Below are 14,016 nucleotides of genomic sequence, written 5' to 3'. Positions count from 1 at the left end.
CGGCATAGGCGTTACATTTTTTTACGCGACAACCACAGTCCCATCAAGAACGAGATGAAAATCAGAACAAACGCGTTCAGCAGCAGGTCCCGGCCCTTCGGATCGACGACGTAGTACAAATAGGCGTTATGCCGGTTGAACTTGACATTGATGCCGACAAACAAGCCGAGAAACAGGAGAGGCGAAAAATTGGCCAGCCGGATCTCCAGCAGCTTGTTGCGCTCCTGTTGATTGGCTCTTCGCGCTTTGCGCATATCGGAGATCAGGTCTTTCAGGTTGCTTTCGACCGGATGGCCTTCAGCCAGTCCCGCCCGGACGATGTTCACGAAATAATCAGCCCAGACATGCCCGAGCGAGGCCGAAAAAATGCGCAGGCTCGCCTCGTCGTCGCCCCTCACCGACAAATTGCGATACAGCTGCTCGAATACCGACTGCATCGGGCCAAGCAGCCGCTTCTCCTCGACCGTCCGCTGCAACGCGGTGCGAATCTGTCTCCCGCCGCTGACTAGGCAGCATTGGTAAAACAGCTCCACCGCAGGCAAGAAGTCGATTCTCGTCTTCATCTGCCGGTGGACGAGCATCATGCGCAGCAGCGTATACGGGAAAGCTCCCATCACGCCGCCAAGGAGAACCGTGCCCTTTACGCTTTGGAACAGATACGCGCCCGCCAATAGGCCGCCGAGTAGCAGCAGCGCCGTCGTCAGGACGACGGGAGCGGGACCGCCGGCAAGCTGCAGCGACTCCATGAGCTCCGATAAATGACGGTACAGGGCTTCGCGCTTCATAAGAAAACGCTCGAACCTGCGGCTCAGCCGCCGCTCCTGCCGGTAGCCCAGCCGGCTTGTCAACTGCATTCGGGCGACCCCGAGCTGAAGCAGGAAATAGATCGCTGTAAAAAGCGTCAGGAAGAGCGCACCGGCCAGCAAATAAGCTGCGTTATCCATCATGCCCCTCTCTCTTCCTGCTTCGCTAGGTCCCGAACCTTGCAGCCGCTTAGGAGCGAAGGATCGGCTCCTTCCTTCAGCCTTGCAAGTACCCGGCTGGATGGAGCCGCCGGATAGCTCCATTCACCCGCGCCGGCGTCGAACCGCGCCCAATCCCGGACCTTGACTGCGCCGTCCGACCAATCGAGCTCCGCTAAGCGGACAAGCCTTCTTCGTCCTCCGATATTGCGCATCTCGATGCCCATCTGCGTCACATATTCGGCGACGCGTTTCGTCAGCCGGACCGGGTCCATCCCGCGGCCGTCAAGCATGCACATATCGGCGATCGCTTCGGGCACATCCTCCAGCGCGCTCGCATGCACCGTCGTCATGCTGCCGGAATGCCCGCGCGTGCAGGCGCGGACGTAAATATTCGCATCCTCGTCCCGAATCTCCGCGTGAATAATTCGCTGGGGCGACTGCCGCAGCGCCAGCTTAAACGCCTGCGCCGGCCGATGCATGGGGTCCTCCTCGTCCGTCTCGTATTCGATGACGTTTTTGGCCGGGAAATCCCGCCGCAGCATCATCTCGTGCCGCCCTTCGATCGTAACGATCCGCTCCTCGTCCGGCAGCTCGGCGATTAGCGCCTTGATCAGGTGCGTCTTGCCGGAGTTGGTCGGGCCGATCACGACCAGATTCAAACGAGCCTGCAGCACAGCCAGCAGCATATCCCGGATCCGCTCGTTCATCGTGCCGTATTCCGCGCGGCATAACGTGTCCAGCCGGAACTGCCGCACCGTATAAAACCGCAGCGTCAGCGTCGGCTGCGCCGTAAAGCCGTAGCCGGTCATCGTCACGCGCGTTCCGTCACGCAGCATGACCTCCGCCCACCGCTTTCGCGGGTTGATACGGTCGTTGTTGTACAGCACCAGGTTTTGCTGAATGCGCTCGACGTCCCGCTCCGATTCGAACCGGAAGGCGGAGGGCCGGCTGAGCCCGTCCCGCACTTCGAAAATCCGCGTCCCGACGACCTGGATTTCCTCCAGCCCCTCGCGGCCGCGCAGCACCAACTCGAGCACGTTCAGTCCGATGACCTCGGCGAACAGCGCTTCGGCCAGCGAAGCATACGGATGGTTCAGTCCGGGAAGCTCGTGAATCCGCTGCCGCATCAGCCGGTCCGCGATTACGGCCATTATATGCTCCCGTTCCTCCGGGAAGCCGAGCACCGCGCGGTTCAGCCGTTCGTTATACTGCCTGCGCTCTTCCTCCGTCACCCCGCGCGGCATCGCGAGGTACGTCCGGATATCTTCCGCCAGCCGCTGAAAGTCGCGAACCGCATCGTTCTCCCGCTCAAGCGGCACCGCTCCGTCCGCGTCTCCCGCTCTCAGCCGGGCCGAATAGGCTGCCGGGGAAAAACGTCCTCCCCCCGCCATCAGCCGTTCACCCCGCCGCGATGCGCAAGCAGCTTCCGGTACCAAGGCTGGGCGGCAATCGCGGATCGCCGCGGCAGACCGAGACGACGGACGATGCGTTCCGCCGGCTCCGCCATCACCCGTCTGCCCTGTTCACTGCGGACGAAATACTCGCCGAGCGTCCCGCCGTCCAGCTGAGATAACATCGACTCCGACAATTTCAGTTCGCCGATCAGCGGCATGCCAAGCTCTTTGCCGATTTCCTTCACGTGAAAGCCTCCGTTTCTCCATGGTGGGTGAACGACTATCGCTTCGAATCCGTCTTCCGCGATGCCGTAGACCGGCGAAAGCTGCTTGATCCAGCGCGTGCCGTCCTCCTGAAAATGGGACAGGGCCGCGGTCGTGGCGGCAACGCGGACATCCGCGCGCCTCAAGGCGCACAGCGTTGCGGCATTATCCCAGTATGCGCCGACATCCGCGATAACGACGTCGAACGTCAGCACCGCCTTATCCAGCAAATGGTCGACTTCCTCCGGCGTAAAATACTCGGCTTGGTCGCGCAGTGTATTGCCGAACAAAATCCGCACTCCGGCTCGCCCCGCCGCCGGGTGCATCGAGCGAAAAAGCTTGTCCGGCAGCAGCGTGCCGGTCCGCAGCTCGGGCCGAAGCGAGTCCACCGTCGTCTCCGGCCGGTCGATGCCCAGGTAGCGGTGCGTTTTCGAGCTTTTCAAATTCAGGCACAGGAAGCCGACGGACGCTTCGCTCTCTTCGGAAATCCGGTACGCCGCCGCAAGCGCGGCGATCGTCGTGCCGATATTCGGCGTCGTGCCGATAAACGTGACGAGCGGCGATGAAGCGGTCAAGGCCCGGCACCTTCCCCGGAGGCGGTGTCCCCGACATCCATCGACTCGGGAGAAAAGGCGACGACCAGCTGAATTTTTCCATCCCGGCATAAATTGTCCAGCTTCAGCCACTGCGCTTCCGTCAGGTTCAAATTGACGAAATCGATCATGCCGTTGGCATCCCGCCGCGACGCGTACATCTTCTCCTTGTCGCCTTCCGCAAGCGACAATAAATTCGGATTCGCCGGATCGTCGATTTCGATATTTGCGGACGATTTGACCGAAGCGACCGTGACCGGTTCGTCGAACAAGCGAGCAGATGCCGTAGACTGTCCGGTCACGTACAATAAGACTTTGTCTCCGGCGCGAATGCCGTTCGAAATCGATTTGACGTATTCCCGCGGAATCTGGAACGTCGATTGCGAACGGTCAGGCAGCAGCCGGTACTTGTCTATTTTCCAGTCGAGCAGCGGTTCTCCGGAACCGAGCGGCACGACCGCCTCCTGCCCGGCCGCTTCCTCCGGATCGAGCACCATATCCGGCTCGTACGACGCTTTCGAAATTTGTTTCACGGTCAGCACATCGGCCGTCAGCCGTTCACCCGCGTCGACAAACCGCTTCGGCACAACGACCGGCAGCGTCTCCTGAAACCGGATTTGTCGCAGCTGCACCGTATACACGCCGTACACGAGCATGCCGGACATCACTGCTGCCGCTGCGCTGATCAGCATATTTTTCTTTCTGTTCAACCGGTCCCGCCCCCCAATTTCATGGCAATAAAAAAAAACGCATACCGGGGCATTATGCCCAAGCATGCGTTCTTCGCATCGCCTTAAGGATCAAACAATTCCATATAATGACCTCATAATAGCAGACCAACGACAAGCTGTCTATATGCCGCGCAAAATTTTTAAAGTTCCTTAACCTTTCCCGGGTTCTTCTCTTCGAACGACCGAGAAAAGGCGAAATGTTAACCTTCATTCCCATACGACAAAAAACAGGGCATCCGCCCTGTTCCGCTTCCGGCGCCGCCGGACGATTTAAAAATCGATCAAACCGACGCTGATTTGCAGCGCTTCGTCCACCTTGCGCATCATTTCGTCGTCAAGGTGCGTGATTTTATCGGTCAGCCGCTGTTTGTCGATTGTCCGAATCTGCTCCAGCAGCAGCACGGAATCTCGGTCGAAGCCGTGCGAAGCCGCATCGATTTCCACATGCGTCGGCAATTTGGCCTTCTGAATTTGCGCCGTAATGGCGGCCACAATCACCGTCGGACTGAACCGGTTGCCGATGTCGTTCTGAATGACGAGAACGGGACGGACTCCTCCCTGCTCCGAACCGACGACAGGAGACAAATCCGCGAAAAACACATCGCCGCGTTTTACGATCAAGCTCTACACCCCGCTTACGAGTCGGCCGAGCGTGCTGTCGGCATCTTCCTCCGCTTGAAAAGCTTCCGATGCCATTCCCAAATTGATTTTTGCCATTTCCAAATATCCGCGCTGCATCGATTCGCGGATTTGACGTTTTTTGCGCTCGACCAAGTACAATTTCATCGCTTGTCGAATAAATTCGCTTCGGTTCGAGTTTTCTTTGGCGACGATCCCGTCGACTTCCTCCAGTAAATGATCCGGCAAACTGATCATAATCCTCTTGGTGTTTTGCATATTGGCCACCGAACTCGCACCCCCAAAACATTTCCAGCAAAAACGCAGTAACAGTATGTCAAAGTTTTCAGCGAATTATACTCCATCATATCTATGCAGAGCGTATAGCAAGTATGCTGCATCGTTACTCCGCTTTCAAGCCGTACTGTCCGCATCTTGACTAATTCGCGAAAAATCGCAAAAATCCTCTAATCCGATCGTAAAAAGATCTGGTAAATTGCCCCGCGCGCGGCGAATGCTGGAGACGGAAAAACCATGCGTTTACCCGCCAAGCCCGTTGACGATCGAGACGATTTCTCCGCCGCGCACGTAGACGCGCGGAACGCGCGCCGCAATCATGCAGGCCACTTCGTAGTTAATCGTGCCGAGCTTCGCCGCCACTTCATCGGCGGTGATCGTCTCTCCGCCCTGCGAGCCGATCAGGACGACCTGCTCGCCGTCTTCGACTTCGCCGAATTCCGCATCCGCGGCCGGGTCGAGCGCGATCATGCACTGATCCATGCAGATCGTGCCGAGCACCGGCACCCGGCGACCGCGCACGAGCGCCTCGGCTTTGCCCGTCAGCATCCGGCTGAAGCCGTCCGCATAGCCGACGGGAACGGTACCGATCCGCTCCTCGCACTGCGTCACATAGCGCGTCCCGTAGCTGATGCCCCAGTCCGCCGGCGCCCGTTTCGTCATCACGACTTCCGAGATCAGCGAAAGCACGGGCTCGAGCCGGATGCGGCGCTTGTTTACCTCTTCGGACGGATACAAGCCGTACATGCTGATGCCGAGCCGCAGCATGCCCCCGCCCCATTCCGGCGTGTCGATGCCGGCGGCGCTGTTGGCCGCGTGAATGATGGGAACGGCCATGCCGGCGCGTTTCACTTCCTCGACGACGGAGGCGAAGCGCTCGTGCTGCAGCCGCGTATAGCTTTTGTCGCCTTCGTCGGCCCGGGCGTAGTGCGTAAACAGCCCCTCGACCTCGAGGTTCGGCTCCATGGCCGCCCGGCCGATAAAACGAACCGCTTCCTCGCCGGGAAGCAAACCGAGCCTGCCCATGCCGGTATCGATTTTGACATGTACCTTCAGCCGCTTGCCGGTTGACGGGAGCGATGCGGCCGCCTGTAAAATGTCCTCGCGGAAAAGCGATATCGATATATTCCGATCGCGGGCGATGCCGAGCCCTTCGGGAGGCACATAGCCGAGCACCAGGATCGGCGCCGAAATGCCTGCTCTCCGCAGCTGCAGCGCTTCGTCCAGGAAGGCGACACCCAAATAATCGACGCCGCACGCGGCCGCCTCCCGGGCAATCTCCACCGCTCCGTGGCCATAGGCGTTAGCCTTGACGGAAGCCATCAGCTTCATGTCCTGCGGAATCGCCTTGCGAAACGAAAGCAAGTTGTGCCGCAGCGCGTCGAGCGAAATTTCCGCCCGCGTCGGACGGTAGTAATCGTTCAAACCTTCCACCTTCTTCTCATCCCAAACGTAAACGCCGCCCCCGGCGCCATGAGGGCGCACAGGGACGGGCGTTTGTCGTCTTAAACCCGTAACCTTTATGTTACCTGCTCGGGCTTGAGGCTGTCAATGAAACGGAAGGCGGAATCCGCCGGGTTGGCGGTGGAAAATATACCCTTATCTCGTCTATTTGCCCATTTCGTCGAGTACGGACTGCGCGACTTTCACCATCTCGGGCTCCGGCAGCGTACCGCTCGTCAGCCGGTATTCCATCCCGTTGTAGGTCCAAATGAGCGTCTTCTGATCGTCTCCGCTGATGGAGCCCATCGTAAAGCCGAGATCGACCATGGTGCCCGGTATAAGCGATGCGGCGGTATCGCCGGGCTGCGTTTCAATCAGCGTGTAATCGTAAGCGCCTGTATAACGGAACATGATGCCGGGATTGCCGCCAAAGGTGATGTCGTCGTAATCCTTCATCGACACGCCGTCCGGCAGATAAGACGGCTCCATCGCGGTGAACGTGCCGTCGGGCTGTCCGCCGCCGGCCGGCGCAAGGGTATCCTGGGCATTGTCATCGGACTGCGCGTTATTGTCGCCGCTTGTCTGGCTGCTGTTGTCGTCTGCCGAATTATTCGCGTTGCCGTTCGCCGACTGGTCCGGATCCGCTCCCGTATTGTCGTCGGACTGCGGCGCGTTGCCGTCGGCATTGTTGTCGGGCGCGCTCATATTCGAGTCGTCCTGCGCGTTCGCGTTTGAGTTATCGGCATTCATGTTATTCGTCGAACCGTCATTCGAATTGTCCGCCGCGTTGGCGTTGGCGTTGGCGTTGGCGTTGTCCGGCGCGTTCGCCGTCCCGTTGTCGGACGAGTCGTTCATGCTGTTATCCGGCTCGGCGATCGTCGGTTTGTCGCTCGCTCCGCCCATGTTGCGCTGCGTGTCGAAGACGCTTTTATCCAGCTTGGAATCGAATTCGAACTTGTCGAATTTCACCTCCACCATGACGGCGGCGTTGGCGTCGCTGACTTCCACCTGCTTCGGCGCGTAGTCGGCTTTGTTCAGCCAAATCTTTTGCCGCGCGAGCGAGCCGTTCTGGTAGTTGGCCATGACGTCGAAGACGTATGCGTCCTTGTCGGTCGTGAACTGGCGGGAATTATCTAGCAGGATGCTCTGCACGAGCGTCTGGTACAAATAAACCTGCCCCTGGTTGGCCGGCCAGTCGCTCTGGAAGCGGAACACCTTGTTGAGGCGCGGCGTCAGGACGAACACGCCCTCATCGTTGCGAAGCACGATTTGCGTAATGTCCTTCTTGGCGTTCGTAAGCTCGATCCGGTAATAGTTCGGCTTTTGGTAGGAGACATCGACATCGTACTGGAGCGGCTGCTGGCCGGTGTGCAAAATCATTTTGCCGCTGCCGTGGTAGCTTTCCATCGTGTTTACCGTTTTGTCCAAATCTTTGACGACCGAATTCGCGTCTTTGGTCCCGCACCCGGCGAGCACCGCCGCTGCGAGCAGCAGGAAGGCCGCGATGAAACCGACTCGACGACGCATGAGATCAACCCCTCATCACATGATTTAAACGTATCCGGTTTCGTACGGACCGCCGCGCGGCGGCATCGGCCTGGAGACCGGCTCCGCCTGCGGCGCGGCCCCGTACGGGACGTGGCCGTTTACGCTTGACTTGTACATGTCTATGAGGGGACTTGGACATTTATGCAGACTAGCCCCGGCTTGTTTGGAATCGATGTTTTCCAGCCGCAGTGAAGGAAAACAGGTGCTGCCAGGGAGCGAGCCTCATTGAATGGGCCGAGTCGTATAACGGCCTATATAGCGCAAAAAGAGGCTGCCCGAAGTCCGCATTGCCTTGCGGCTCGAGCACCTCTTATGCGATTACATATGCGAACCGCTCCCGCCGGCCGACTGTTCGGCCTTCTTTCCCGAGCGTTGATCCTGCTTTGTTTCCTCGCCGGACTTGCCGTCCCGCTTGGCCGCGTTCCGCTTCTCGCGGCAGACGGCGCGGATTTCCTCGCGCAGCTGCTTGGCCGATTTGCCCTCGGTCGAGATGCCGAGCTTTCTCGCGATTGTCTGAAGCCTCTCCAGCCGTTTCGCTTTATGCTCGGCTTTGAACCGTTCCCACTTCGCGGCATCCTTTTCTTTCGCGGCTTTCAGCTCGGTACGAAGCTGATCCGCCGTTTTGCCTTCGGTCGCAATGCCGAAATACTCGGCCGCTTCCTTCAAATGCTTCAGCTTGCGCGCTTCATGATGCTCGCGCCAATGGCCGCGGTCGTCCTTCCAATCGTGCCCGGCTTGTTCGTTCTGACCGGACTGGCCGCCGGGCGCCGCCTCTGGCGCACCGAACGCCGGCACCGGAACGGCCGCAAGGAGCAGCGCACCTGTCAGGAGGGCGGCGAGGGCGGCATTCCGCTTGATGTTCACCCATTTCATTCCAACTGTCATCTCCTTCGGTAGTGTGAAATCGATCAACAGTTGGATAGTTTACCCAATTGGGGTCCAATGTAATCCGAGCCCGGCGGCCGGCCGGTTTATCCTTCGTTTCACGCGCCGTTCCCGTTTCCCGCGCTTGCGCCGGCCTCTTCCAGCCGCTTCAGTTCCTCCAGCAGCCGGTCCTTCGCAAAATGCTCGCCGATAAACACCGCTACGTCGTTCACCTCGCCCTGCGGCGTAATCCGGATAAAATCGGACTCGCGGTAAGCGTATTGAAACAGAAACCGGCTGCGCGTGTCCGTCAACGTAACAATCCCTTTGGCACGGTACACGTCATTCGGCAGCCGTTTAAGCAGCGCCTCGAACGCTTCACTGTCGACAGGTCCGTTAAAATAATGCGTCAGGGTCATCACATGCTCGTGCGAGACGTAGTGTTCGCCGCTCTGCTCCTGACCGTCGCGATGAAGTCCGTGGCTGCAATTTGCGCCGCACAGATGCGCTTCGTGGACGTCCCGCCCGCCGCGGGCGGGAATGCGGCCTTCCGCCGCGTCCGGAGCGAAAATGCCGAGCTCCGTCATGCAGCGGACCGTAACGGTCATCGGTGCGTATTCGTTCAACTCCCGGACCAGCTGCTGCACTTCGATCAGCTCCTCGGAACCGAGCCGGTCCGCTTTATTGACGATTAAATCGGTCGCGCAGCGGATTTGATCCTGCATCAGCTTGAACGTTCGTCCGCCTTTTCGGCTGCGCGCAAGCAGCTCCGGGCCGTCGACGACCGTCGCCACCGTACGCAGCTCGACGCGCGCCAGCATCGAAGCTTCAGTGACCGCGTCCATCATTTCGATCGGATTGGCCGCTCCGGTCGCTTCAATCAGCACGACCTCCGGCCGATGCTCGTCCACGAGCCGCTTCAGCTCCGAGCCGAGATCGCCGCGAATCGTACAGCAAATGCAGCCGCCGAGCATCTCCGCCATCGGCACGTCCCCGGCGATCAGCTGGCCGTCCAGATTGACCTCGCCCAGCTCATTCATGACAACGGCCGCTCTCACGCCCGCCGCCTTATAATGATCGACAATCCGATTCAGAAGCGTCGTTTTGCCGCTGCCGAGAAATCCGCTCAGCAGGTGCACCGGGACCGTGCCCGGTTCTTGTTGCCGCATTTCTTTGTCCGTCATCAGCCGTTTACCTCCCAAATGAGCCATAAAGCCTGCCGGAAAAGCTTCGGATTACCCGATTATACCGCGTTAAGCGAGACGGGAAAAGCAAAGCGGACAGGCTTCCCCGTCTGCAGCCAGTATGAAGGGGCTTTTATGGGCTGCAGGCACAAAAAAACGGGACCCCGTAAGGTCCCATTTTCCTTGGTAATGCTTGGTATTGGGCTGATGGATTACATCATGCCGCCCATACCGCCCATGCCGCCCATGTCAGGCATAGCCGGTTTTTCTTTTTCCGGTTTATCGGCAACAACCGCTTCGGTCGTCAGGAACATGGCCGCAACGGAAGCCGCGTTTTGCAGTGCGGAACGCGTGACTTTCGCCGGGTCGACGATACCGGCGGAGAACATGTCAACCCATTCGCCCGTAGCGGCATTGTAGCCGATGCCGAGCTCTTCGCCTTTCAGGCGCTCGACGATGACGGAGCCTTCTTGGCCGGCATTCGCCGCGATCGTGCGAACCGGCTCTTCCAGCGCGCGCAGCACGATGTTGACGCCCGTTTGCTCGTCGCCGTCGGCTTGAACGGCTTTCACCGCGTTGAACACGTTCACGAGCGCCGTGCCGCCGCCGGAAACGATGCCTTCTTCAACGGCAGCGCGCGTCGAGTTCAATGCGTCTTCGATGCGCAGCTTGCGCTCTTTCAGCTCGGTTTCGGTCGCCGCGCCGACTTTGATGACGGCTACGCCGCCGGCCAGCTTCGCCAAACGCTCTTGCAGCTTCTCTTTGTCGAATTCGGAGGTCGTTTCTTCCAGCTGCGCGCGAATTTGGTTGACACGAGCGTCGATGTCGGACTTGTTGCCTGCGCCGTCGACGATGATCGTGTTTTCTTTCGTCACGCGGATTTGACGCGCGGAACCGAGCTGATCGATCGAAGCCGATTTCAGTTCGAGGCCGAGCTCTTCGGTGATGACTTGACCGCCGGTCAGAGCGGCGATATCCTGCAGCATCGCTTTGCGGCGGTCGCCGAAGCCCGGAGCTTTAACCGCTACGCAGGTGAACGTGCCGCGCAGCTTGTTGACGACGAGCGTCGCTTGCGCTTCGCCTTCGACGTCTTCTGCGATGATCAGCAGCTGCTTGCCGGATTGAACCACTTTCTCCAGCACCGGCAGGATTTCCTGAATGTTGGAAATCTTTTTGTCGGTGATGAGGACGTACGGATTTTCCAGCACAGCTTCCATTTTGTCCGTATCGGTAATCATGTAAGGCGACGTATACCCGCGGTCGAACTGCATCCCTTCGACAACTTCAAGCTCCGTTACGAAGCCTTTCGATTCTTCGACGGTAATGACGCCGTCGTTGCCGACTTTCTCCATCGCTTCCGCGATCAGTTGGCCCACTTCGTCGTCTGCGGAAGAAATCGCGGCCACCTGTGCGATCGATTGTTTGCCTTCGATCGGCTTGGCGATGTTTTTCAGCTCTTCAACAGCGGCGCGAACGGCTTTCTCGATGCCTTTGCGGATAACCATCGGGTTTGCGCCAGCCGTTACGTTTTTCAGCCCTTCGCGGATCATTGCCTGCGCGAGAACCGTAGCCGTCGTCGTACCGTCGCCGGCAACGTCGTTCGTTTTGGTCGCAACTTCTTTAACGAGCTGCGCGCCCATGTTTTCGAATGCGTCTTCCAGCTCGATTTCTTTCGCGATGGAAACGCCGTCGTTCGTAATCAGCGGGCTGCCGAATTTTTTCTCCAGCACCACGTTGCGGCCTTTCGGGCCGAGCGTTACTTTTACTGCATTTGCAAGCGCGTCAACCCCGCGCAGCATCGCGCGGCGGGCGTCTTCGCCGAATTTGATATCTTTTGCCATCGTTTTGACCTCCTAAAAGTTTTGTGTAGCTATGCTTCCTGAATAACTTCGCAACAAAACTCGCTTCGTAAGCATCCGCTATGTTTTCTGCGAACCTTCCAAACGTCCGTCTAACGGAAACCGCCGTAGAAGCATTCGCTCAAATCAAGAACGCACATGTATATTCGTATCCAATACGGGCTTAGCCCAAAATGGCGTGGATGTCGCTTTCTTTCATAATCAAGTACTCTTTGCCTTCGTATTTCACTTCGGTGCCGGCATACTTCGAGAACAGTACGCGGTCGCCTTCTTTCACTTCCAGGGCAATGCGAGAGCCGTCCTTGTTGAGCGCGCCGCTTCCGACTGCAACGATTTTGCCTTCTTGCGGCTTTTCTTTCGCCGTATCCGGCAGCACGATGCCGCTAGCGGTAGTTTCTTCTTTCGCGATCGGTTCGACCAATACGCGTTCACCCAAAGGTTTGATCATGAAAATAGCCTCCTTTTGATTGTAGTTGCCGAAAAAGTTTTTATTAGCACTCGCAACTGGTTAGTGCTAATAACCATTTTTAATAATACCGATTTTGCTATTGGATTTCAAGTAGGCGAAAGCAATTTGCGTGAATTTTACATCAGCCTGCGCAGCGCTTCGGACAGGTCCGCAGAATAAACTAAAGACGCCCTCCGCACGGCGGCGGAAGGGCGTCTTCATTCGATGTGCTGCAGGCGGTTAAACGAGCGGCTGCATGCCGCGCTCGAGCCAATCCTCGCGGGTCGGACCGTAAATGTCGGGCGCGCGCAGCCCGGCTTGTCGGAGCAGCACGGTCATCTGACCGCGATGGTGGATTTCGTGCTGGATCAGGATGCGCAGCGTCAGTCCGTTCGGCCAATCCTCGCCGTACATGTTGGTTACTTGACCAAGCGACGCATCGGTCCACTGCGTTTCGACCGCACGAAGCATATCGGCCGAGGCACGTTTATACGCATCCGTGACTGCGGCGGCCGATTCAGGCGCCTGCTCCCCGCCTTCGAGCGGAGGAAATTCAAGACCTGTACGGGACAGCATTTCGTGCATCGTTGTCGCCAAGTGCCAGCCCAGCTGGCCGAGCGTGCGGTGGTTCGGAGCAATTCGCTGGCCGAGAGACGCATCGGTCATCGCCTCCAGCACTCTTGCGGTCGATTTCGTCTCCATTTTCCATTCGGCTGCAAACTCCTGTACCGTTTTGAACATGTTCGGCGTCCTCCTCGATTTTCTTACGGATCACTAGCACATGTTCAGTATAGCGGCCTCCCCCTGACAGCCTTATGTCAGTGAAAAAAAAGCCGATTTCTCATATAACCGGACGATCTCTCCGGCGAGCGCCGTGACTTTGCGCGCAACGGATTCGGGCTCCAGCACCTTCACGTCGGGGCCATAGCCGAGCAGCATGCCGTAAAGCCAGTCTTCATCCGGCTGCTCCGCCGTCACGAGCAGCGAACCGTCCGCCTCCGTTTCGATCCGGCTAGGATCGAAGTAATCCCGGACCCTCGCTTTTGCCCGCGGGTGAAAACGAAGCACGAGCCGCACAAGCTCCGGAGGATCATCGGTGCGGTTCCACCGGTAATCGAGCTGCTCCAGCGTCTTCTCCCGCCTTGTGAACGTCTCCTCCAGCACCGTTAAGCGGTCGATGCGCGATAAGCGGAAAATCCGGTAATCCCGGCGAAGCAGGCAGTAGCCGTACAAATACCATCTATACCCTTTCAGCACGATGCCCATCGGCTCGCACATCCGCTCCGAATCTTCGCCTTGCGTCGTCGTATACGAGAAACGGATCAGCCTCGTGCTGCGAATCGCCGTTTTCAAATCGGCCAGCATTTCTTTGTCCTCCCGGCTGCCGGCATGCCACGGATTGATATCGACGATAAGCTGCCCGTGCGGATCGGTCACGGCGCCCGGTTCGGCTTTGGCTGTCAATGCGCCCACCTTGTCGAGCAGCGCGCCGATATCCTGCTCATCGTAGGACGACCGCATGCCCTGCAGGGCAATAATAATCGACTGCAGCTCATCCAGCGACAAATACTGGCGTTCGATGCGGTACTGGTCCATAATTTCATACCCGCCGTTCGCTCCCGCGTAGGAGACGATCGGAATACCGGCCTGATTGATCGTTTCTAGGTCGCGGTAGATGGTCCGCAGCGATACCTCGAAGCGGTCGGCCAGCTCCTTGGCGCCGACGCGGCGGCGGTTCAGCAGCAGCATCGTAATCGCGAGCAGCCGGTCAAGCTTCATGACGCATTCCTCCCCGAACGCTTTCCTGT

At 58.5% G+C, this 14,016-nt stretch carries 14 protein-coding genes; all 14 read right to left on the bottom strand.

All coding sequences use genetic code 11. The features are described 5' to 3' along the window. Positions 1–11 precede the first annotated feature (11 nt). Positions 12–947 carry a type II secretion system F family protein gene (locus tag PD282_RS04250; protein ID WP_274649127.1) on the bottom strand — a complete coding sequence of 312 codons (936 nt, stop codon included), beginning with the start codon at positions 945–947 and terminating at the stop codon, positions 12–14. Next, positions 944–2,356, bottom strand: coding sequence for an ATPase, T2SS/T4P/T4SS family (locus tag PD282_RS04245; protein ID WP_274649126.1), 1,413 nt, complete (start codon positions 2,354–2,356; stop codon positions 944–946). Before PD282_RS04245 ends, PD282_RS04250 begins: the two co-directional genes overlap by 4 nt. Beyond that, a complete protein-coding gene (locus tag PD282_RS04240; protein WP_274649125.1) occupies positions 2,356–3,198 on the bottom strand; it encodes a CpaE/TadZ family protein in 843 nt (280 codons plus the stop codon). Before PD282_RS04240 ends, PD282_RS04245 begins: the two co-directional genes overlap by 1 nt. Further along, on the bottom strand, positions 3,195–3,926 hold the full coding sequence (locus PD282_RS04235) for an SAF domain-containing protein (RefSeq protein ID WP_274649124.1): 732 nt from the start codon (positions 3,924–3,926) through the stop codon (positions 3,195–3,197). Before PD282_RS04235 ends, PD282_RS04240 begins: the two co-directional genes overlap by 4 nt. Positions 3,927–4,217: 291 nt before the next feature. Next, positions 4,218–4,568 carry a type II toxin-antitoxin system PemK/MazF family toxin gene (locus PD282_RS04230; RefSeq protein ID WP_090644310.1) on the bottom strand — a complete coding sequence of 117 codons (351 nt, stop codon included), beginning with the start codon at positions 4,566–4,568 and terminating at the stop codon, positions 4,218–4,220. Between the two features lie 3 nt (positions 4,569–4,571). Beyond that, positions 4,572–4,853 (bottom strand): CopG family ribbon-helix-helix protein, encoded by a 282-nt coding sequence (locus PD282_RS04225; RefSeq protein WP_274649123.1) that lies wholly within the window; start codon positions 4,851–4,853, stop codon positions 4,572–4,574. Positions 4,854–5,105: 252 nt separating this feature from the next. Beyond that, positions 5,106–6,287: an alanine racemase gene (gene alr / locus PD282_RS04220; protein WP_274649122.1), complete on the bottom strand. Its 1,182-nt coding sequence runs from the start codon at positions 6,285–6,287 to the stop codon at positions 5,106–5,108. A 183-nt stretch (positions 6,288–6,470) separates the two neighbouring features. Continuing rightward, positions 6,471–7,832: an outer membrane lipoprotein-sorting protein gene (locus PD282_RS04215; RefSeq protein WP_274649121.1), complete on the bottom strand. Its 1,362-nt coding sequence runs from the start codon at positions 7,830–7,832 to the stop codon at positions 6,471–6,473. Between the two features lie 339 nt (positions 7,833–8,171). After that, positions 8,172–8,726 carry a hypothetical protein gene (locus PD282_RS04210; RefSeq protein WP_274649120.1) on the bottom strand — a complete coding sequence of 185 codons (555 nt, stop codon included), beginning with the start codon at positions 8,724–8,726 and terminating at the stop codon, positions 8,172–8,174. Between the two features lie 110 nt (positions 8,727–8,836). Beyond that, positions 8,837–9,901, bottom strand: a complete 1,065-nt coding sequence (locus PD282_RS04205; protein ID WP_274649119.1) for a CobW family GTP-binding protein — start codon at positions 9,899–9,901, stop codon at positions 8,837–8,839. Positions 9,902–10,113: 212 nt separating this feature from the next. Further along, a complete protein-coding gene (gene groL, locus PD282_RS04200; protein WP_274649118.1) occupies positions 10,114–11,742 on the bottom strand; it encodes a chaperonin GroEL in 1,629 nt (542 codons plus the stop codon). 181 nt (positions 11,743–11,923) lie between these two features. Next, positions 11,924–12,208 carry a co-chaperone GroES gene (gene groES, locus PD282_RS04195; RefSeq protein ID WP_274649117.1) on the bottom strand — a complete coding sequence of 95 codons (285 nt, stop codon included), beginning with the start codon at positions 12,206–12,208 and terminating at the stop codon, positions 11,924–11,926. Positions 12,209–12,448: 240 nt separating this feature from the next. After that, entirely contained in the window at positions 12,449–12,949 is a 501-nt protein-coding gene (locus PD282_RS04190) for a DinB family protein (protein WP_274649116.1), read from the bottom strand. A gap of 72 nt (positions 12,950–13,021) precedes the next feature. Next, positions 13,022–13,987, bottom strand: a complete 966-nt coding sequence (locus PD282_RS04185; RefSeq protein ID WP_274649115.1) for a helix-turn-helix transcriptional regulator — start codon at positions 13,985–13,987, stop codon at positions 13,022–13,024. Between the last annotated feature and the right edge of the window lie 29 nt (positions 13,988–14,016).

This window comes from Paenibacillus humicola, from assembly GCF_028826105.1.
Classification (GTDB): domain Bacteria; phylum Bacillota; class Bacilli; order Paenibacillales; family Paenibacillaceae; genus Paenibacillus_Z; species Paenibacillus_Z humicola.
This window is presented reverse-complemented; position numbering and strand designations above follow the sequence as displayed.